Source organism: Paenibacillus filicis, assembly GCF_038070315.1.
GTDB classification, from domain to species: Bacteria; Bacillota; Bacilli; order Paenibacillales; family NBRC-103111; genus Paenibacillus_G; species Paenibacillus_G filicis.
The window spans coordinates 47,208-67,033 of sequence record NZ_JBBPCC010000033.1 but is presented as its reverse complement, the minus strand read 5'-3'; the positions used below and the strand labels follow the sequence as shown (position 1 = coordinate 67,033).

At 51.9% G+C, this 19,826-nt stretch carries 20 protein-coding genes and 1 pseudogene; 11 read left to right on the top strand and 10 right to left on the bottom strand.

Going from position 1 to position 19,826, the window contains the following annotated elements; all coding sequences use genetic code 11:
- The 7 genes from WMW72_RS32780 to WMW72_RS32750 form a co-directional block, all read left to right on the top strand.
- A partial coding sequence (locus WMW72_RS32780; protein ID WP_341419806.1) for an exosporium glycoprotein BclB-related protein occupies positions 1–944 on the top strand: 944 nt, incomplete at its 5' end.
- Positions 945–1,136: 192 nt separating this feature from the next.
- A complete protein-coding gene (locus tag WMW72_RS32775) occupies positions 1,137–2,231 on the top strand; it encodes a glycosyltransferase (RefSeq protein WP_341419805.1) in 1,095 nt (364 codons plus the stop codon).
- 160 nt (positions 2,232–2,391) lie between these two features.
- On the top strand, positions 2,392–2,691 hold the full coding sequence (locus WMW72_RS32770) for an alpha-helical endospore appendage domain-containing protein (RefSeq protein ID WP_341419804.1): 300 nt from the start codon (positions 2,392–2,394) through the stop codon (positions 2,689–2,691).
- A gap of 146 nt (positions 2,692–2,837) precedes the next feature.
- A complete protein-coding gene (locus tag WMW72_RS32765; RefSeq protein WP_341419803.1) occupies positions 2,838–3,158 on the top strand; it encodes an alpha-helical endospore appendage domain-containing protein in 321 nt (106 codons plus the stop codon).
- A gap of 44 nt (positions 3,159–3,202) precedes the next feature.
- Positions 3,203–3,613 carry an alpha-helical endospore appendage domain-containing protein gene (locus WMW72_RS32760; RefSeq protein WP_341419802.1) on the top strand — a complete coding sequence of 137 codons (411 nt, stop codon included), beginning with the start codon at positions 3,203–3,205 and terminating at the stop codon, positions 3,611–3,613.
- A gap of 39 nt (positions 3,614–3,652) precedes the next feature.
- Entirely contained in the window at positions 3,653–4,249 is a 597-nt protein-coding gene (locus WMW72_RS32755; RefSeq protein ID WP_341419801.1) for a hypothetical protein, read from the top strand.
- A gap of 36 nt (positions 4,250–4,285) precedes the next feature.
- Positions 4,286–5,200 carry an MBL fold metallo-hydrolase gene (locus WMW72_RS32750; RefSeq protein ID WP_341419800.1) on the top strand — a complete coding sequence of 305 codons (915 nt, stop codon included), beginning with the start codon at positions 4,286–4,288 and terminating at the stop codon, positions 5,198–5,200.
- A gap of 135 nt (positions 5,201–5,335) precedes the next feature.
- Here WMW72_RS32750 and WMW72_RS32745 read toward each other — a convergent pair whose 3' ends face one another.
- From WMW72_RS32745 to WMW72_RS32725, 5 genes are all read right to left on the bottom strand, one after another.
- Entirely contained in the window at positions 5,336–6,445 is a 1,110-nt protein-coding gene (locus tag WMW72_RS32745) for a GerAB/ArcD/ProY family transporter (protein ID WP_341419799.1), read from the bottom strand.
- Positions 6,446–6,452: 7 nt separating this feature from the next.
- Entirely contained in the window at positions 6,453–6,701 is a 249-nt protein-coding gene (locus tag WMW72_RS32740) for a hypothetical protein (protein WP_341419798.1), read from the bottom strand.
- Positions 6,702–6,706: 5 nt separating this feature from the next.
- Positions 6,707–7,912 (bottom strand): Ger(x)C family spore germination protein, encoded by a 1,206-nt coding sequence (locus WMW72_RS32735; RefSeq protein ID WP_341419797.1) that lies wholly within the window; start codon positions 7,910–7,912, stop codon positions 6,707–6,709.
- A gap of 15 nt (positions 7,913–7,927) precedes the next feature.
- Positions 7,928–9,451, bottom strand: a complete 1,524-nt coding sequence (locus tag WMW72_RS32730) for a spore germination protein (protein WP_341419796.1) — start codon at positions 9,449–9,451, stop codon at positions 7,928–7,930.
- Positions 9,452–9,743: 292 nt separating this feature from the next.
- Complete coding sequence (locus WMW72_RS32725; protein WP_341419795.1) at positions 9,744–10,160, bottom strand: S-Ena type endospore appendage; 417 nt, start codon at positions 10,158–10,160, stop codon at positions 9,744–9,746.
- A gap of 193 nt (positions 10,161–10,353) precedes the next feature.
- On the opposite strand from WMW72_RS32725, the gene WMW72_RS35735 reads away from it, so the two are divergent.
- A complete protein-coding gene (locus tag WMW72_RS35735; RefSeq protein ID WP_423227631.1) occupies positions 10,354–10,806 on the top strand; it encodes an S-Ena type endospore appendage in 453 nt (150 codons plus the stop codon).
- Positions 10,807–10,866: 60 nt separating this feature from the next.
- Here the strand turns inward: WMW72_RS35735 and WMW72_RS32715 are convergent.
- Positions 10,867–11,889: pseudogene (locus tag WMW72_RS32715) on the bottom strand (BclA C-terminal domain-containing protein); the annotation flags it as partial.
- A gap of 322 nt (positions 11,890–12,211) precedes the next feature.
- Between WMW72_RS32715 and WMW72_RS32710 the strand changes: the two are divergent.
- Both WMW72_RS32710 and WMW72_RS32705 read left to right on the top strand, forming a co-directional pair.
- Entirely contained in the window at positions 12,212–12,910 is a 699-nt protein-coding gene (locus tag WMW72_RS32710) for a class I SAM-dependent methyltransferase (protein ID WP_341419793.1), read from the top strand.
- 36 nt (positions 12,911–12,946) lie between these two features.
- The gene (locus tag WMW72_RS32705) at positions 12,947–13,777 is read left to right on the top strand and encodes a glycosyltransferase family 2 protein (RefSeq protein WP_341419792.1); all 831 of its coding nucleotides are present in this window, start codon (positions 12,947–12,949) and stop codon (positions 13,775–13,777) included.
- A 133-nt stretch (positions 13,778–13,910) separates the two neighbouring features.
- Here WMW72_RS32705 and WMW72_RS32700 read toward each other — a convergent pair whose 3' ends face one another.
- A complete protein-coding gene (locus WMW72_RS32700; protein ID WP_341419791.1) occupies positions 13,911–14,693 on the bottom strand; it encodes an SDR family NAD(P)-dependent oxidoreductase in 783 nt (260 codons plus the stop codon).
- 198 nt (positions 14,694–14,891) lie between these two features.
- Positions 14,892–15,194, bottom strand: coding sequence for a DUF2325 domain-containing protein (locus WMW72_RS32695; RefSeq protein ID WP_341419790.1), 303 nt, complete (start codon positions 15,192–15,194; stop codon positions 14,892–14,894).
- 350 nt (positions 15,195–15,544) lie between these two features.
- On the opposite strand from WMW72_RS32695, the gene WMW72_RS32690 reads away from it, so the two are divergent.
- Positions 15,545–16,024 (top strand): GNAT family N-acetyltransferase, encoded by a 480-nt coding sequence (locus WMW72_RS32690; RefSeq protein ID WP_341419789.1) that lies wholly within the window; start codon positions 15,545–15,547, stop codon positions 16,022–16,024.
- Positions 16,025–16,139: 115 nt separating this feature from the next.
- Here WMW72_RS32690 and WMW72_RS32685 read toward each other — a convergent pair whose 3' ends face one another.
- Positions 16,140–17,846: a hypothetical protein gene (locus WMW72_RS32685; RefSeq protein WP_341419788.1), complete on the bottom strand. Its 1,707-nt coding sequence runs from the start codon at positions 17,844–17,846 to the stop codon at positions 16,140–16,142.
- Positions 17,847–18,027: 181 nt separating this feature from the next.
- Positions 18,028–19,785: a thiol reductant ABC exporter subunit CydC gene (gene cydC, locus WMW72_RS32680; protein ID WP_423227632.1), complete on the bottom strand. Its 1,758-nt coding sequence runs from the start codon at positions 19,783–19,785 to the stop codon at positions 18,028–18,030.
- Between the last annotated feature and the right edge of the window lie 41 nt (positions 19,786–19,826).

Sequence of the window (19,826 nt, the reverse complement as noted above, 5' to 3'; positions counted from 1 at the left end):
GTGCAACAGGCGACACTGGCGCTACCGGCGCGACGGGTGCAACGGGCGCCACTGGTGCCACTGGCGCTACCGGCGTGACGGGTGCTACTGGCGCGACGGGCGAAACTGGCGCTACGGGCGCGACGGGTGCCACTGGTGCTACGGGCGACACTGGCGCAACAGGTGCTACGGGCGCGACGGGTGCTACGGGCGCGACGGGTGCTACGGGCGCGACGGGTGCCACTGGCGCTACCGGCGCTACTGGTGCAACTGGTGCCACGGGTGCCACTGGTGCAACTGGTGCCACGGGTGCCACAGGCGACACTGGCGCTACCGGCGCGACGGGTGCTACTGGCGCTACAGGTGCTACTGGCGCGACGGGTACAACTGGTGCTACAGGTGCCACTGGTGCTACGGGTGCTACGGGTACTACGGGTGTTGCCGGCTCAAGCGCGATCATCCCTTACTCGTCTGGTATCCCAGCTGTTCTGACGACAATTGCTGGCGGTTTGGTTGGTACAACAAGCCTTGTAGGGTTCGGTAGCTCAGTAGCAGGCGTCAGTCTTCTTGGGACTACGATTGACCTGACTGGTGCAGCCGGTACCTTGCTCAACTTTGCATTCTCCGTTCCACGGGCTGGAACGATTACCAGCATAGCCGCCTACTTCAGCGTAACGGCTGGGCTATCACTTATTGGTTCTACCGTCACCATTACAGCTCAGCTGTACAGCTCTTCAACGCCGAACAACATCTTTAGCCCAATTCCAGGCGCAATTGTTACTTTGGCTCCTGCACTTACCGGAACTATCACACTCGGTGCAATCAGCAATGGTATCACAACCGGACTTTCCATTCCGGTGACAGGGCAAGAGAGACTTCTCCTCGTCTTCTCAGCAACAGCTTCTGGTCTAAGTCTTTTGAACACGATCGCCGGATATGCCAGTGCTGGGGTTTCCATCAGCTAATCATCAACCTTTATCGTTGGGCTGTTCTCAAGGTCTTCGGATCTGGGGAACAGCCCTCTTTTTCAACTTGCATGTATTAGAAAAGTGAGGTGAACACATATTTAGCTTGTATTCCGTATAGATATGACAGCGATAAGGCTCAATTCTAGTTTTACAAAGGAGATGTTTGTATTGCCCACTCTCTCCCTCTGCATGATTGTAAAAAATGAGGAGGCCAGCATTGAACGCTGCTTAGCCAGTGTGAAGCCTTACGCCGATGAACTGATTGTTGTCGATACAGGCTCGACAGACAGAACCATTTCCTTAGCCGAAGCGGCCGGAGCTCAGGTACATACCTTTGAGTGGAATGATAATTTTGCCGATGCACGCAACTATAGTCTCGAGCAGGCCACCGGAGACTGGATCTTATGGTTGGATGCGGACGAGGTGCTGGATGCTTCTGCAGCCGAAGACTGGAAGGAGAGATTAGCAGAAGAAACCGATCCCATATTGAACGTTCATCTGATTAACTATATTGGCGACGAGCCCGATCCGAACGAAACCTTCCATATAGCCCATACCCGGTTGTTCCGTAACGGAATCGGTCTTCGATTTCTGTACCGTATTCATGAAACCTTGAATATCGAGGAGATTTTCAACAACGAGCAGGCGCTTACCGGCATCAAGCAGCTCGAGGGCCTGACCATTCAGCATTATGGTTATCTTCAGGCTTACACGGAATCCAAGAAGAAGGGCGAAAGAAACATGCAGATGCTGCTGCAAGAACTGAAGGATGAGAACGGCAACCCGTGGGCAGAGTACCATCTGGCCAGCGAATACTACAGAACGGGGCAATACGAGCAAGCCTTTGACTTGATTAATTTATCCATCATCCGCTTCCTGAAGAAGGGAAAGTTGCCCCCCTCCCTCGTCTACAAACTGAAATATTCATGCTTGATCGCCGCCGGCAGCGTGGATGGTATCCCAGCGGGGATCGATAAGGCCATCTCCATGTACCCGGATTATGTGGACTTGTATTTTTTCAAAGGCGTGGCCTTGTATCTGAGCGTCCAGTATACGCCAGCCCTGGAGGTGTTCGACCAGTGCCTGACTATGGGCGAAGAAAATATACAGCACTTGACTTTGAAAGGCTCGGGCAGCTTTCATGCCTGGTATTACAAAGGGCTGTGTCTGGATAAGCTGGGTCAGATCAAGCTGGCCAAAGAGGCTTATGAGGAGTGCTTGAAACTGTATCCAACTTACCGTTATGCGCTTGAAGCACTGAACAAGTCCGATAGTCAAGTCTAACCAGATTTATGTATGAAATCTCTTCGCTCCTCATATTCTCACATGTACCTTCAAAGCCAATACGTTGTATTGGGGGTGGTCATATTGGGTGTAAGATAGTTTGTCGTCCATCTATGAAGGCAGCGCTACCTAGGCTACTAACAAATAAGAGGTGATCATCATGTCACAAGCTAACATTCCTAACATTACACCAGCCATTACAATTACCGTTGGCCAAACTGTAACTTTACTGCTTGCGTCCATTGCTTTGGAAGAACTGGCCCTAGCCCATATCTTGAACGCGGAGGCGGAAAAAATACAGTTTATCCTCGGCACTCTGGAAGGAGTAACGCCGCCCGTTGTCCCCACAGTCTCTAATGTCCTGGCCATTAACGCTAGCGTAAGATCCACCATGCAGGATGTCATTAAAACTGAAATATTGCTGCAGTTCAAGCTCGAGAATATACTTAATAATGTCTAGGGAACCTTAAACGCCCCCGGCGGCAGACCGGTGGGTTTGCCGCCAGTCGTTCCCGCCTGCTCTGCACATAATCCCAGCCTATCCTACATATTATGTAAGAAGAAGCTCTATTGGAGCGGTCTTTCGCCACGAAAGAGGTGAATCTGATGTCCATGCCTAACATTCCAGATATCAAGCCGGAGATTACGCTTAGCCGCAGTGAAGCTATCAATTTGCTTCTCACCTCCATCGCCCTGGAGGAAATCGGATTGTCCCACATCATCAATGCCGAGGGTGAAAAAATACAGCGATTTGTCAAGGACCACTGCGTGGAATTAGACGATGTGCTCAAAATGAACCGCAGCGTCGAGCTGATGCTGCGCAACGTCATTAAAAATCAGATGCTGCTGCAATTTAAGCTGGAGGATATTATGCGATTGGAGGAAATGTCAATCGACGAGCAATGCGAAGAGTATTATGAAGAATAGTCATCCATCCATGATTCATGAGACCATGCCATGGAGGTAGTCTGATGCAGGATGAGAATCAATTAAACAAACCCCGGTCCTTGGATGAAGCTCTCACTCATTTGGTTAACTCGATTGCGATTGAGGAGGAGGCTCTGGCTACCCTCATGCGGGCAGAAGCAGATAAGACGCTTGCTTTCGTGGGCAAAAATCGAGAATTGCCAACCCAGCCCTCCAACTCTGAATTCATTCAGTTCAATCAAAGCGTTACGAAATTACTGGATTCTATTCTGATGGCCGAATGGATGCTTATGAAAAAAATCGACTCCGTTATGCAGTTCCAGTACCTCGCCCAGTCGTCCGCGATTCAAGTGAACGTCCAGGAGGAATTGGATGCAGGCGAGAGAGTCTCCACTTCCGGACGACATGAACGGGATGCGGACTATTACAATGAACTGGATGAAATCGATTACTGATAAGAAACCGTCCAGACCTAAACCACTGAGGTGACGGCTATGTCCTCCTGGGAAATCACGAAGAATAAACAAGGCTTGCTGCTGCTGACCGGCGCCGTTATCCAATTGATCCAGGCTTCCACCTTCCTCAAGCTAGACCACAGGTTTCAACGCGAAATCTCGATGCTGGCTTACCATAGAGTGAGGCAGATTGAACTACTCAACGAACTTTTTGAAGTTATACGCTTACGCACGAGCGCTCTGTTAGCATGTGGGGAATTTACCTCTACTATTTCAGAAATCGCTGAAACAGCAAGGATAGAAGCCTCCGTGAGTGAACTGATGACGCAATTTTTAGTTCTGCCCGATATCGGGGCATTCCCCAAGGAAGCTTACATATTGTCCATGGAGCGCTTGCGTGAGAAGATGACTCCCGGCTTACCCGCAACCGGGTTGACAGTGGAAGCAGAAGTCACCACCTCGCAAGCAATCGGGACCCTGCCCGAAAGCAAAAAAGGACGCCGCCTCAACCGTGGCGCGGTCAATCCTATTCTCAAATGGACGAAGTTGAAAAAAAACACCAAGTCCGTAAAGAAAAAAAACACCGATTCCTTTCAAATTCAAATCGGATCCCAAACGTACAACGGTTTCTTTTAACCTGGTTGCGAGTCCGATTACGAAGGAGAAGTTCATATGTTCAATGACTCGCTTCTGCATGTTGCAGGCAGCAGCTATGCATGGTCAGGGAAATATGCCGTTGGCGTCTACCTCCATGAGGAAAGCAGGGAAGCTTATTTGTTCGACAGCGGTCCCAATTGGCGGACGGCAGAACGGATCGACCGTGAGATTACGAATCACGGGTATGAGGTAGCAGCTATTGTGTACTCGCATGGGCATTCGGTGAACACGGGAGGAAGCGCTTATTTCAGTAAAAGATATCCCCATCTGCTGAGCTATGCCACCCGGTTATCAGCGCCATTCATTCATGACCCGTCATGGCTTGCCTCCCTCAGCTTTATTCCTACCAAGAGCGCCGGTACAAGTCTGCAAGTATCGGAAAGGCCCACGATCCTCACGGATATGATTCCTTATCGGGATGACCTATTTGAGATCAACGGAATTCCGTTTACCATTCACACACTCCCGGGTCACTTCTCCGGCATGATCGGCATCCAAACGCCGGATGATGTGCTCTACTGCGCAGACGCTCTATTCGGTATGCCTACCCTATCCCGCCAAAAGCTGCTGTTTTTTTCAGAGCCTCATACTGCCAAGCAGTCCTTGGAAAAATTAAAAACGATTCAAGCCAGCCAATTCGTTCTGTACCATGGAGGCGTTCATAGAACCATCTCTGAGCTGATCGATGAGAACATCAGCCGTCTGGATGAGGCTTATGATGAGGTGCTGTCCTTGATCGAGCAGCAATGGCAAACGCCGGAAAATATCGTCCAACGGATCATGAGCAAATACGATTTCGAGAATAACGAAAAGCAATATGAGCTGGCGTACTCCATCACCCAGGCCTATCTAGCGCAGCTATTGAATGAAGGGCGAATTTCCCGAGTAATCAGGAACGGATTGCTTTTCTATACAAGAGACAAAGGGTAACCGGCATGACGATAATGAGCATCGGCCTAAGCCGCGATCCGTAAGCAATCGCTATTTAGGCCGATGGTACATGGCTGCCGGGATTTCTTAGGAATAGATCATGTCCAGGGAGACATGCTGGTTTTCTAGGCTTTTCTACTTGGACGGAGAGCTGCCCCTCCCCCAACGCAGCTTGATCCGATAGATCAGAAAAACAAGTATCGAGATGACAGGTACATAGGTCAGATCCCAGAGAATCCAATACGGATTGATCGCGTTCATGTAAACAACATGAGGAGATACGATAACCGCGTAGCCGAACATCGTCACCCCCAGAGGGATCGTTAATGGACGATAATCCCTCAGCTTCAGGAGATCGGAGACTCCCTTGATGAAGGCATACCCGTAGATGATACTCCGCATGAAGGTAGACATGATCCAAGTGAGGGCCATAATGGCTTCCAAACGCTGCACAAAATGTCCGATATTGACCTTCTTGGCTAGCGTATAGGTGGAATACATCTGATGCTTGGTCAGATAGGGGCCCAAGACGAGCAAGGACATGAGGATCATGGCAAAAATAATAACTCCCGCTATAGTCACCCCGAGCAAATAGTCCCGCTTAAGATGTTTGTTCTTCAAGATATGAGGAAAGATCATCCAGAATACAAACATCTCCGCAAACGGGAAGGTAACATAGTACACTACCCCTTCCGCAAGGGTCTGGAACCCGTTCTCCATCACCGGCGTCAGCTTGGCTATATGCGCCTCGGGTAGGAGGAAAATAACCATCGTCGTAAGCATTAGAAGGTAAAGAGGAAAAAAAAATTCCGCCGATCGTGCTATATTCTCCAGCCCGCTGCGGATAACAATCACTGATAAAATGATCATCAGCAGACAGATGACGCGCATCGGTGTCTCGGTCATCATCTGGGTCGTGACGAAGTCGCCGATCTCACGGATCGTGACGACGGAGTTGTTAAAGAAAGCACCCAGGTACAAGAGCGAGACGATGCCGCCGAGCCACCTCCCCAGCACCAGCGTATGAATGCCTATAAGATTGCGTCCCGGGAATTTCTCGCTATACCAGTATATATACCACGCTAAACCGATGCCGATAGGCAGCCCGATGAGCGCGGAGATCCAGGCGTCCTGCCGGACGATCGACGACATGCTCGAAGGCAGGAACAACAACATGTCCCCGACGGCAAAGTATACGACCAGAATCGCTGCTTGCCTGGTCCCAATATGTTCCTTCCCCGGCATACCTTCTTCACCCCTTGGCAGGAAATATAGAGGATAGCCAATCCAGGCTGGGCTTATACACCATAATAAGCAGCTCCAGCGGACTGGTAAAATTATTATATATAGCAATCACCACGGTGAGAGTCCCTCCAGCCAGTAAGAGCAGCACATAGACGGCCGCTTCTTTCCTCCATCCCTTTTTTACGAGCCGATAGAGCTCAACCACAGCCGCAAGCACAGCTACGGACAGGATTAGCAGTGACAACTCACCTAGCATAGAATCTACTCCTTGATATCATTTTTTATGGAATCGACGGTTGTGCCGATCCGGCGGATCATGACATCCAGTTCGTATTCCACCTTGACCTGCTGAAACAATTCATTCCATTCAGCTTCCAAGTATTGATTCCATGCCTTAGGATTTGCCCGGTGGATGGCCTGTCCGAAGCCGAAAATATCAACCTTGTATTTCTTTTTTACATTGTCGACGGTCTTCTGCATCAAATTGATAAGTTTTTTCCTTCCCTGCTCCTCGAGCTGATCAATCGTGTGAGGATCGTTCAAATCCAGCTTGCATTCCACATCGCTGATGTTAGACTGATTGGTCATGTGGATACGGATGACAGGCTTGCCATCGACGAGGGCCCCCTTGATCTTTGTTTTGGTCCGGATCGTCTCCAGGGCCACCATCCCTCCATCCGGACAGCTCAGATGTCCGGCCGTACTGCGCACATTATCAATAATATAGTTGTAGCCCTTCGCTTCCTCTTCGGTTAGCCAGCCGACCATCCGGTCCCTTCTGAAGGCTGCGAGACCGACATTGAGCAACCGGGCTTCCGGCTCGATCTGCTCCACACTTTGCTTCATCTCCCCTCCCTTGGTATTGCCGATTACCGTCACCCCTGTAAGTACGGGGTTTCTGCCAGCTGTGGTCAAGTCCTCCATCAACTGATCCATCGTGACGGTCGTCGTCGGGGCCCAGGTTTTGGCTGATGTATCCAGGGAGTAGAATAAATTATAGGCCGGTATTTTTTCCAAAGCCGTTAGTACACCTAATACCTTCTCTGCTGGAGTATCCCGGGCGACCATGATGTAGAAATCCGGCCGGGCTTCCGGGTTGCGGGAGAACAAGTCCAGTACGTTCGCAATCCCGTCTCTCGCGAGCGACTCCCCCAGCACCAGCACGCGGATATGGGCCGAATAAATTTTACGGGGACTCGTCTCTGTCAGCTTGCGGAACGCCTCGAAGAGCGTCGGCGCCGTCGCTTTATACAACGTGACCGTCGAACGCCCGCCCGATTGTCTCGTCGAAACCTCACCAGGGACGACGACCTGGACAGCTACGTGGTATTCATGGCCTACCTTATCGATAGCCGTTCCCATCTGAATGCCAAGCTCGTCGAGCTCCTTGCGGTTCCAGCATCCGGCCAGCAGCGCAGCGAGTAACGTCAGTACGATCAAGGTGAGTATTGTTTTCAGTCTCCACATGGTGAACGTCCCGCCTCATCGTTTAGGTTGGGTAGCAGGCTTCTGGCGTACCGGATTATTCCTTCCCGTTTCGGTGGGCCGATTCCGCATGAAGGGCCAGGGTACCCGCACGAGCGAGTCTTTCTGATTGTTCCCTGCGAACGGAGCAAATGTGCTCATATAGGGAATGCCGAAGGAACGCAGGCTGTTCAAGTGAAAAACAAGCGCGAATAGGCCAACCATAATGCCGATAAGACCGAAAGATGCCGCCAGACCCATGAAAACAAAACGGAGCATCCGGACGGAGATGCCCAGGTTATTGGCTGGAGAGACAAAGCTCGAAATCGCGGTGATTGCTACGATGATGACCATGACGGCCGAGACCACGCCGGCTTCGACGGCTGACTGTCCGATGACCAATGTTCCGACGATAGAAACCGCTTGTCCTACCGTTTTGGGCATGCGGACGCCCGCTTCCCGCAAAATTTCAAACGTAACTTCCATCAGCAGCGCTTCCACAAACGCCGGGAACGGTACACCCTCCCGCTGGGCCGCCAGATTGATCAGCAGATTAGTAGGCAGCATCTCCTGATGGAACGTCGTCACCGCAATGTACACGGATGGAGCCAGCATGGCGATTAGAAATGCGAGATACCTAAGAATGCGAAGCAGGCTGCTGATGTCCGACCGGTGGTAATAATCCTCCGGTGATTGAAAGAATTGAACGAAAAAAGCAGGCACGAGCAAGACAAAGGGGGTCCCGTCCACGATAATCGCGATTTTCCCTTCCAGCAGACTTGCAGCGACGGCATCCGGACGCTCCGTGTTGTACACCGTCGGGAATGGCGTCCAGGTTTTATCCTGTATAAATTCTTCAATATAGCCGCTCTCCAGAATACCGTCGATTCGGATCTGATCCAATCTGCGGAACACCTCCTGCACGAGGCTTTCCTCCGCGATCTGATGAATATACATCACAGCTACAGTCGTTTTGGTTACTGTTCCGATCTCCCTCGTCTGCATCCATAGCTGCGGGTCCTTGATTTTGCGCCGGATCAGCGCCGAATTCGTACGCACATTTTCCGTGAAAGCTTCCATCGGTCCGCGCACGACGGATTGAGTCGTCGGTTCGCTGACATTGCGATCCTCCCAGCCCGCAGCACAGATGTATAGCGCTTCGGCATAACCGTCCAAAAGCAGAATAACATCACCTGAGAGCAGGTTTAGAAATAAGCTGTCGAAGTCGGTTAGCAGACCAATCCCCCCAACCGTTAGCACCTCGTCCCCGATATATGTAAGCGGGCTGGGCATGTCCTTGGTCTGAACGGACAGCGCCTCCCGGTCTCGGGAGAGCAGCATTTGAAGGATCGCATGATTAACAACTTGTGTATCGGTCAGCCCTTCGATATACAGGAGAGCGATAGCCGAGTCGGGTCCATAGGATATCGACTTCATAATGAGATCCTCGCTGTTGCCGAATCGGTCCCTCACCTCCCGAATATTCTCATTCAAATCTGTATGTAAAGTCGCCTGCTGGTTGTTCGTATCCGTGCTGCTCATTCAGGAGACCTCCAATTCCAAGCTTTACCTTCATTCTTTCCATCTGGCTGGAATTTTAAAACAATACGGAGTATTGCTCATAAAGGCAAAGTCCTATACAAGAAATCCGAGTTGATCTGTTAGGTGGGAAATAAGCACACACTCCATCTTTAGAGGACATAATTAATATTATGTAATCTTACAAGCGATCGCAGTATGACCATTCATAGTCCGATCTGCGATCGCTTCTGTTAGCTTTGCGCTGCCTACAGCTTGCAGGCAGCTGTAAAGCTGGATATGGAGTCAGGACTCATTACGCGCTGACCGGATATCGCGGAGTTACGCACAGCTCGCCTGTGATGTTAGGTGTAACGGCAACACCTGCGGCAACGACCAGTTGAATGGTATCAAAGCCTGTTCTTGTAAAGGCCAGTGCAGTTCCTGTCGTAATCGTATCCGTATAAACAATGGTGCCTCCAGGACCGCCAAGAAGGAAGTTTACTGTAATTGTTCTTCCGGCTGGCGCCGTCCCAATCGTCAAAGTACCCGATACATACGTGCTTGTCGGGTTTACATTCAAGGTATACAGATCCTGTGTAATCTCCGTAGCGACAGGTGTAATATTAATGCTGAAACATACTTGGTCCTGAACAAAGGTTACCTGGTTACAGCAAGAAAAATTGCTTTCCGCCACACTCGGACCGCGTCCGAAACCGCCTCTGCAACTCATTTAGAATCCCTTCTTCCTTCGGTTAATGTGCCACTCTATATGGGTATTAACAGGTGGACTCTCCTGTATGTGCGAATTCCCCAAGTCTATGCGCACATTTTTAGAAAAAGATGGGAATCGGGAGCGTTTTGTGCATTTGCCCGGTTACATTTAAGCTGACGGAAAGTAATATGGGATATAACCTAATTGAAGTATGCAGAGCGGGGGTGTCATGAACTTGAAAAAATGTGTTCGACATCATAAACAAACGACGATCGTCACGATCACTGTGCCATGCCGTCCGCGGAAGAAACCATTGGATCCGCCAAGAAAGAAAACATGCAGACCGGCTAGAAGACAATCTGCCCCAGAGAACGTCTGCGGGACGATTTTTCAAAAATGCGATTCTACACCTCATATTTATTTCACAGTGGCCGGGGTGAACCTCTCCGCCACTGCCATCATACAGAACGAAACGAATTGCGATATGAAGGTCATCATCAAGACGAATACCAGAGATATCATCCAGATGATCGGACAGTCGCAGCAGGTCTCCTTCGTTGTGCCGTCGATTGAAAGCTTAACCGTCGTCTGCAGCGGTGAGAAAGCTGCCATGGGCCGAGGAAACTACACTATCTGCTACCGCCGAATGCTCGACAGTCCTTAGCTCGTTCTGAGCACATACGAAAGAAAGAGACCGTTTCCGGTCCCTTTGGCATCTAATCGATTAGCTTAAGCGGATAATAGTCAGAGCAGATCCGGCGCCACTGCCGAGCAGCGTCGCGAGCCCAACCAGTCCGAACAACTGCAAGGACACTGTAGAATTGGCCGTCAGCGTCACAATGATGTCGTTATTAAAGGAAGAAAGCGATACGGCCGGTGAGATCGTGGAAGCCAGATTTGCTGCTCCATTGATGACTATCCTAGAGCTGACCAATAGTCCTGCGGTTAGATTGATCTGATAAGTGATATAATACCTCCCCGCATTCGCTATGGTGAAGGTATCATTGGCGCCATTAATCGTGATCCCTGGGCCAATATTCTGAGCATTAGGAAGTGTTATGTTGGTCCCTCCCAGCAGGACCGCAATGACCGAGCCCGATGTATTGGCCGCAAATGCGGAGTTTGTTGTGAGACTTGTGCCCGTGGCTCCGGTAGCTCCTGTTTCCCCTGTCGCTCCTGTTGCACCCATGGCTCCTGTTGCTCCAGATGTTCCTGTTGATCCTGTGGCCCCAGTTGCCCCTGCTGTTCCTGTGGATCCTGTCACTCCCGTTGCCCCTGCTGTTCCTGTGGCTCCCGTTGCCCCAGCTGTTCCTGTGGATCCCGTGGATCCCGTGCCCCCAGCTGTTCCTGTGGATCCTGTGGCTCCCGTTGCCCCTGCTGTTCCTGTGGATCCTGTCGCTCCCGTTGCCCCTGTTGCACCTGTCGGTCCCGTGGATCCTGTCGCTCCCGTTGCCCCTGCTGTTCCTGTGGAGCCTGTCGCTCCCGTGGATCCTGCTGTTCCTGTGGATCCCGTCGCTCCCGTTGCTCCTGTTGCACCTGTCGGTCCCGTGGATCCTGTCGCTCCCGTTGCCCCTGCTGTTCCTGTGGAGCCTGTCGCTCCCGTTGCCCCAGCTGTTCCTGTAGATCCTGTCGCTCCCGTTGCTCCAGCTGTTCCTGTTGCCCCTGTTGGTCCTGTGGCGCCGGTCTCTCCCGTGGTCCCCGTTTCTCCCGTCGGTCCTGTCACCCCGCAGTCACAGTGGCAACAAGAAAAATGAGAGTCGCTCACATAAATTCTTTGTGCCATCTCCATCTCCCCCATCCCATTCAAAAACCGCTTCCTATATTGAATGCAAGACAAGAGATTCGCGGACACGCATTAGTCCGTGGTTATACGCACATTTTACGAACCCTGCAGCCAAGTTAGACGGTGCAGCGGTTTTCTTCCCACCATAAACAGCCAAAACTACATAACCAGAACAGACATTCCCGCACCCTAGCTATGCTTGTTTCAAGTGAACTTTTTCCAATTTGCCGCATATGATGACTACATCTGATTTAAACTCTAAACCAGCGGAGTGAGGAGACGAAACATGCACCGTTTTTGGGAGAAAGTTATCAAACCGATTGTTATCGCGGCACAGCCCAAAATTATCGTCGAAATCGGTTCGCTTACAGGACTCAACACATTCAAAGTGCTGGATTACTGTAAGCATAGCGAAGCGGAGCTCATTATCGTAGAGCCTGCGCCGCAATACAATTATGATCTGCTGAAAGCTTATTATGGCGATCATGTGACACTCTTGCAAAAATTCAGCTTGGACGCGCTGCCTGAAATTCCGAAATATGACCTGCTTCTGGTTGATGGGGATCATAACTGGTATACGGTCTATCATGAGCTTAAGCTCGCTGAGAAAATGGCGGAGCAATCTGGCAGCTTTCCGATTATTTTATTTCACGATACCAATTGGCCATATGGCCGCCGGGACATGTATTACTTCCCGGAGTCGATTCCGGAGGAGTTCCGCAAGACGTATGAGCGTAAGGGTATGCAGCCTGGTGTGTCCGAGCTGCTCGAATCCGGCGGATTCAACAATATCGCGCTCAATGCGGTGTATGAACATGGGGAACGAAATGGCGTGCTGACAGCCATCGAGGACTTTGTAAAAGAATCACCGTTCTCTCTTCGGTACTATGACCTCTACTCCAATAACGGGCTGGGCATTATCGTGCCGGAGTCATCCAGCATTCGGAAAGTGCTTCCGTATATTCTGGAATCGTCTGGATTGTAAGTAAATACCAAGGCTTGGAAGGAGACATACGACAAGATGGCAATAACCTCCATCATTATGTTAACCAGGAACGGGCTTGATCTAACCAAGCGTTGTATAGATAGCGTAATCCGGCATACACCGGAGCCTTATGAGTTTGTGTTCATTGATAACGGCTCGACAGATGACACACCGGCTTATCTGGAAAACGTGCCCAATGCTACCGTCATACTGAATACGGATAACAGAGGCTTCGCCGCCGGCAACAATCAAGGCTTTGCAGCGGCCCGAGGTGAATACATCCTCCTGCTGAACAATGACACCATCGTCACACCTGAATGGCTAAGCGGTCTTCAATCCTGGCTGGAGCGGGACCCCTCGATCGGTATCGTAGGCCCTGTATCGAACCATGTCGCCCCTATTCAGCGTGTTCAAAACCCCATCTATCAGAACCCAGACCAACTGGAGGCCGCTGCGAATTTGTGGAGGATGCAGCACCTGAACAGCGGGTTTTATTCGCATAAACTGATCGGTTTTTGTATGCTGTTTCATCGCAGCCTGCTGGATCGGATCGGCGGATTGGACGAACGGTTTTACCCCGGCAATTATGAGGATGACGACTTCAGCATCCGTGCCAGAATCAGCGGCAAAAACCTGTGGGTCGCCAGGGACGTCTTCATTCATCATGAGGGACAGGGTACCTTCCGCGAAAACCGGGTCGATTACCAGCTTTCCTCGTTACAGAATGCGGAAAAATTCAGGCAGAAGTGGAGCGTTGGCCTGTCTCCCTTCGAAATTGACCAGTTCGGCTATAACCCGTCCGACATCGTAGCGCGGGAGCCGTTTTTTATACCGGAGCGGCATTATATTCCGTTGAAGAATTCCTAAATCTGCTCCTGGCGTGATCGTTACACAAGGCGTTGTCTCAGCATCCTTCGTAGGACGAAAAGCCTTAGCCCCGGAAGGGACTAAGGCTTTTCTTATGGTTTCCTTCGAGGTAAATTCCCGTGTGAGTCTAGTTCTATAGAACGGCCGCAACACCGCCATCAATATTCACCGATGTGCCTGTGACGAACGAGGCGGCGCCGGATACGAGGAACGTGATGACATTAGCCGCTTCCTTGGCCTCCCCTATGCGGCCCAGCGGGATACGATGGCGAGGATCGCGGGCGAATTCCTCCCAGGATTGCTCGGGTGCCGTCGCCTGCCACATCCGTTCGATCTGCTCGCTGCGGATCAAACCGATACAGACCGCATTGACACGAATCCGGTCCTCAGCCAGATCCTTACTCATCGCCTTCGTGAGGGCCAGTCCCGCAGCACGGCTGACCGACGTAGGCAGCGACGAGGCGCCCGGCGTTTTCCCGCCGATAGCCGTCACATTGACAATTGCGCCGCCTCCCGCCTTGCGCATATGCGGCAGAGCGGCCCGGGCAAAGTTGATCGCTCCGAAGAGCTTCAGATCCAGATCGGCCGACCAGGACTCCGTCCCCACTTCAGGGAAAGGGCGCGCCGCCGCAGTACCGGCGTTGTTGACCAGAATGTCCAGCCCCCCGAGCCGCTCCGCCGCCTCAGCCACAGCGCGCTGCGCTTCCGACTCGACGGAGACATCCGCCGAAATCCAGACCACTTCCGCACCCGTCTGCTCTTGAATCTGTGTGGCCGCCTGCTCCAGTGCCTCGCTGCTGCGCGCGACGATGGCAACTTGCGCTCCCTCCGAGGCCAGCGCCAATGCTGTAGCAAGACCAATTCCCTTACTTCCGCCAGTGATAAGCGCTTTCTTATTCTTCAAACCGAGTTCCATATCCATTCCTCCCATGATAGTCATGTATAAAATGCATCATTAAACCAAGTTCTCCCATCCATTATATCATGAGAACTGCAGGGCTCAAGCAATATGTCTCTCACCCCAATACCGGCGTGACATGCATCAAGGCGGCCTGCATCCAATGGGAAGCAAACCGCCTGTTAAGTTCCGCGCGTCTTAAGCGGGGCTATTTTTTTATCCAACCAGCTGCATCGCCTTATCCAAAGCCCCTGATGCGCCGAAGCCGTCATGATAGTCGATTTTCTTGCCCTTCTTCTCCGCCAGCTCCCGTACAGCCCACATCGAGGTATGCTTGATGGCTCCCCGTAGTATGATAATGACATCCGCCTTGTTGATGATGCTCAGAAAATAATTCTCAATAGGACCGCCACCGGTTTTTCCGTCGTGATGCTCGACGCTCAGCCCACGCTTCTCCCCTAATTTCTTGAATGTATTCGTCTGGCTTCCTCCGATAATCGCTACCTTGATCATAGCCATCTCCCTCTCTCTCCATAGGTCTGTATGGTCGCTCGTATATGCTGTTATTCCTATCATAACCCAATAATAATAAATGTCAATCGGTTTAGTCGGATTAAAACAAAAAAAAGCCCACCTTGCCTGTTGAAGTGCATCCCTTATAATGGACATTGGAAACCGCGCTCAGCTTCCGGCGCGTTTCCGTAACGGGTTAGATCGGTACTTTTAAAATCTAAGAAAATGCGCGCACTTAAGAGCAAAGTAGTTTTTTTCGCGAGAGCATTCTTGGAAAGGGTTGAATTATTTGGCGGATCCTATTAGAGTTAATAGATTATTATGATTCAGGTATTGGGTATTGGGGGAATGGAACTATGCAAATTCGTGAAATTGAAGAAAAAGACAATCAAGCCATAGAGCAAATTATTAAACGCTCATTGGAATCATTTAACCTAAACATTCCGGGAACAGCCTATTTTGACCCCCAACTGAGCAGTCTGGCACAATATTACAAGGAACAGCCAAATTCCAAGTATTGGGTTGCAGTGAATGAGCAAAATGAAGTGGTAGGCGGTGTGGGGATTGCAGCATTTGGGCAGGAACCGGGAATTTGCGAGTTGCAAAAGCTATACATTGCACCCGAAGCTCAAGGCAGGGGTCTGTCCAAGGAGCTTATGAAAGTTGCACTGGACTTCGCCAAAGAACACTATACCTACTGTTATTTAGAAACATTGAAGAAACTTCAAGCAGCAAATCTCCTTTACATCAAATTAGGCTTCCAGCAGCTTGAAAGACCACTAGATGGTTCAGAGCATAATGCTACGGACGCTTGGTTTATAAAAGATCTTCATTAAACTCTAACGAAGAACGAGCTCAATCATTGAAGCGGCAGACCAGAATTCGGTTTGCCGCTTTGTCATTAAATAGTTGAAGTGACCAGCTTATGCAGGGGCTAGCCGGCTCATACCCTTACGGCTCTTCAGTAGCCTTCTCGATATAAAATCTGGCTACATCTCCCATCCGCGTCCCCCGTGGAAAGCTAATCAAGCTCTGGACCGTAACGCGGGTTAAGTAACGGGGATCGGCCTGAGGCTTGACCTCGAAGGAAAACGCATCTCCATCGATGGGAACGTCGAAGTGATCAACCTTCTCGAACCCTCCTCCATACCCTTGATGCTCGACAATGACCTTAAGCTCGTTGCTGGCCTTCTTCAGTGCCTTTCCATGGAAAGACACGGCCTGCCCGGAGGTTCGGGTATAGCCCCCAGTTGGCTTATCAAAGGTAATGCGGCTAATCTCACCGCCCGAGAATGGGTCGGGATAATCGATCACCGGGCTTACGTCCTTCATGGTCAGCTCGTAGCTCAAATTCTGCTTAAACAAAATACGCATCCCTGCGCTCACCTGAATTTCTTGTTCGTAAGAACCGAGATTGTACAGCTTCTCATAATCGTACCGGTACTCGGACAAGCCGCCTACTCCCTTGTATCTATGCGCGCCCGTCTCCCCGATCAGCCCCATCGACCCGCCATAACCCAACGCGCCTGGGTTGACTTTAACGGTAAATGAAGGCAGCAATGACTTTGACCCGTCGAGGTAGCCCGTAGCGCGATACGTATAATAATAATTGTTCAGAGACTTGGGAAATCCAAAATCGTCAACAGCGTAATCGACGTAAACAATATTCAGCGTTCTCGTCTCCGGCTCCCATGTCGAAGAATAGCCGAACAGCTCCTTCAAATTCCACTCCTCAACCAACACATCCAGCGGCGTGTCCACAGCGGTGACTTGAAGCTCATGTTTTCCCTCCTCGCCGCCCATCCAGAACAAAGAGGCGTTAAGGGGAGAGGAGCCTCCCTGCTTCAGCGGCCTGGGATCCACCATGATCCCATAGGAGCCATTATCGAAACAAATCGTCTCCTGCCCGCAGCCCCATGCATTCGCTTTACTCGGCTTATAACCTAGTGCCTGGGCCATGAAGGCCAGGGAAATGCGGAGACTTCCGTCCAAGACTTGGCCAACCTGCTTGCCTTCGGAGACCACGGAAACTCCTTGAACTTGAATGGCCGGAACCTTGATTTCTTGGCGCTGATAAATGACCAGAGGCGTTGGAGCCTCTTTCATTTCACCTTGGCCCTTCCAGACCGCTTGGAAGGAAATTTCCTTCTTTTGCGGCTCCCACTTCAAATCTCCCAGCTTATCCAGGTCATTCAGCCGAATAGCGGTTCGCCCGCCGATATTGTAGGAAGGAATCGCCTGATCTTCATAGTAGGTTTCGATATCGGTATACAACACATTCCCCAGCTTGGCTCCGATCGGCTGCTCGGAGGGGGATGCTGCAGGGATGGGCTCCGTCGGCTTGTCTTGCCGGGGCAGTATGGTAACCCGTCTCTGATCCGGTGTCCAAGCCACATCGAAGCCGTAGCTTCGCAAGTCCTCGGCCACGACCGCCGTGTAGCCATCGATATTGAGCGATGGAATCAGATGGCCGTTCACGTAAGCCCGGATGTCCGTGGCATACACGTTCCCGATCTTATCCCCGATCTTAGGATTGTGCAGCGCTCTCTCGAATTCGGGGGAAGCAGCAGCAACATGAGTGTTAAGCGGTACGGCGGTCAGGCAGGAGGCCAGACATGCACCGACTATAAGAAAGCGAGTTTTGTGCCAACTTATCATGAGACATCAACTCCATTTCTTTTAAACAACCACATACATAGACGTAAGTAAATGGAAAATGTTTAGGGTATCTGGAAGCGGCTGCTTCCTAACTCCAATCTGAAAGGAGCTATCCATTCCAAAACCAATAAATCGGTTTTGCGTTCATAGGCATGGGTCTGTTTGGTCACTCGCACATGTTTTACCCGAATGGATGATCCAGCTTGTACAGACGGTGGTAACGGGCATTCTCACGCAGCAACTGCTCGTGAGTGCCTTGCATAGCTACTCCCCCTTGCTCCATAAATAGAATCTGGTCCATCCGCTCCATACCGAGCAAATGATGCGTGACCCAGATCCACGTCTTACCCTCCAGCGTGCGAAAGACCGTCTCCATCAAGTCGCGCTCCGTTTGGGCGTCCAGCCCCACGGTCGGTTCGTCCAGCAGCACAATCGGCTTATTCTGAAGCAGCACCCGTGCAAGCGCGATCCGCTGGCGTTCTCCGCCGGAGAAACGCAAGCCCGCCTCCGTCATTCGGGTGTCATACCCGGCAGGGAGCGACTCGATAAGCCGGGCAAGACCCGCCTGCTCCGCAGCGCAACGGATCTCCTCGAGTGTAGCCTCGCTGCGGCCGAGCCGGATATTGTTAGCCACAGTCGTATCAAACAGATACGGCTTCTGATTAAGGACGGCGAATAGCCCGGCAGATTCGTCCTCCCCGGCCTGGACCTGCTGCGGAAGCACGGTGATCTGCCCCTCCTGCGGCTGCAGCTCCCCCTGCATGAGCTTGAGCAGCGTGGATTTGCCGGCCCCGCTGCGGCCGAGAATAGCCAGATTGCCTCCCGGAGGCACGTGGAGAGTGACCTCACGCAAGCTCCAGGACTCCGTATCCGCATAGCGGAAGCTTACCCGCTCCAGCCGCAGCCCGGTCGCTGCCGCAGAGATTGGAGCTGTAATCGCAGAAGAAGCATCACCCGTCATTCGTCGTGTCGGCTCCCATCCCACTGGCCCGCTTGGTGGAGCTAGTTCGCCATTGCGCTCCAGTCTCGTCCAATTATCGGGCTGGCTCCATGCAGCTTCTCCTCCGATGCCGCTCAGTCGACGCAGCGAGTCCGTGTACTCAGGCATCCGGGCAAAGGAATCCGTAATCCGCACGAAGCTATCCACCAGCGGGAAGGCGATCAGAGCCATCGCCGCAATCCACGTGGCCTCTATCCGCTGCTGCGCAGCCATTTCTCCGGCCCAGACGGCCATGAGCACGATAAGACCTCCCCCTAAGCACTGTGAGATCCAGTGAATGCGCCATTCGCTGCGCCGAATCGATCCTTCCACCCGGGAAGCGGACATTTGTCTGGCCATAAAGCCGGTGAGAAAAGAGCCGGTGCGGCCGCTCAGCAGCCAATCGCTCATGCCGAACACAGCGTCCGTCAGCTCCCGGTAAGCCTCGCTCCTCACCTGCTTGAAGCGCATCCTCACACGGGATGACAGCCACCAAGCCGCAGCCGGCGCTGCAAATAGCAGAAAGCCGGCATAGAGCCCCATCATCCAAGCGAAGGCGGGGTCCATCCGACCGAGCGCCGTGATCGCGAGCGCGTACAGAAGAATCGCTGAGACGGACGGAAGCACGACACGCAGATACACCTGCTGCAGCTGCTCGATATCCTGCGCAAGCAGCCCCAGCAGATCGCCGGTTTGGAACCGGCTGCGCAGCTGTAAGGCCTGTGGCTCCAGCGCCCGGTACAACCGGACCCGCAGGGCGGACAATATGCCCAGCGCGGCATGATGACCGGCGAGCCGCTCCCCGTATTGCAGAACAGCCTTGCTGAATCCAAAGGTGCGGACGAGCACTATCGGCACATAGACCATTAATACATTTTCCGGCCTCAAGGCCGAGCGGGAGATCAAGTACCCGGAGGTGAACAAAAGAGCCGCCGCACACCCTATAGCTAGGGTACCCATGACAGCGGCAAAGGCGAACCAGCCCTTGAACTTGCCCCTCT

Coding starts and splice junctions, on each gene's coding strand:
- WMW72_RS32775 (WP_341419805.1), top strand. CDS start 1,137: ATGATTGTAAAAAATGAGGAGGCCAGCATTGAACGCTGCTTAGCCAGT.
- WMW72_RS32770 (WP_341419804.1), top strand. CDS start 2,392: ATGTCACAAGCTAACATTCCTAACATTACACCAGCCATTACAATTACC.
- WMW72_RS32765 (WP_341419803.1), top strand. CDS start 2,838: ATGTCCATGCCTAACATTCCAGATATCAAGCCGGAGATTACGCTTAGC.
- WMW72_RS32760 (WP_341419802.1), top strand. CDS start 3,203: ATGCAGGATGAGAATCAATTAAACAAACCCCGGTCCTTGGATGAAGCT.
- WMW72_RS32755 (WP_341419801.1), top strand. CDS start 3,653: ATGTCCTCCTGGGAAATCACGAAGAATAAACAAGGCTTGCTGCTGCTG.
- WMW72_RS32750 (WP_341419800.1), top strand. CDS start 4,286: ATGTTCAATGACTCGCTTCTGCATGTTGCAGGCAGCAGCTATGCATGG.
- WMW72_RS32745 (WP_341419799.1), bottom strand. CDS start 6,445: ATGCCGGGGAAGGAACATATTGGGACCAGGCAAGCAGCGATTCTGGTC.
- WMW72_RS32740 (WP_341419798.1), bottom strand. CDS start 6,701: ATGCTAGGTGAGTTGTCACTGCTAATCCTGTCCGTAGCTGTGCTTGCG.
- WMW72_RS32735 (WP_341419797.1), bottom strand. CDS start 7,912: ATGTGGAGACTGAAAACAATACTCACCTTGATCGTACTGACGTTACTC.
- WMW72_RS32730 (WP_341419796.1), bottom strand. CDS start 9,451: ATGAGCAGCACGGATACGAACAACCAGCAGGCGACTTTACATACAGAT.
- WMW72_RS32725 (WP_341419795.1), bottom strand. CDS start 10,160: ATGAGTTGCAGAGGCGGTTTCGGACGCGGTCCGAGTGTGGCGGAAAGC.
- WMW72_RS35735 (WP_423227631.1), top strand. CDS start 10,354: ATGCAGAGCGGGGGTGTCATGAACTTGAAAAAATGTGTTCGACATCAT.
- WMW72_RS32710 (WP_341419793.1), top strand. CDS start 12,212: ATGCACCGTTTTTGGGAGAAAGTTATCAAACCGATTGTTATCGCGGCA.
- WMW72_RS32705 (WP_341419792.1), top strand. CDS start 12,947: ATGGCAATAACCTCCATCATTATGTTAACCAGGAACGGGCTTGATCTA.
- WMW72_RS32700 (WP_341419791.1), bottom strand. CDS start 14,693: ATGGAACTCGGTTTGAAGAATAAGAAAGCGCTTATCACTGGCGGAAGT.
- WMW72_RS32695 (WP_341419790.1), bottom strand. CDS start 15,194: ATGGCTATGATCAAGGTAGCGATTATCGGAGGAAGCCAGACGAATACA.
- WMW72_RS32690 (WP_341419789.1), top strand. CDS start 15,545: ATGCAAATTCGTGAAATTGAAGAAAAAGACAATCAAGCCATAGAGCAA.
- WMW72_RS32685 (WP_341419788.1), bottom strand. CDS start 17,846: ATGATAAGTTGGCACAAAACTCGCTTTCTTATAGTCGGTGCATGTCTG.
- cydC (WP_423227632.1), bottom strand. CDS start 19,785: ATGGGTACCCTAGCTATAGGGTGTGCGGCGGCTCTTTTGTTCACCTCC.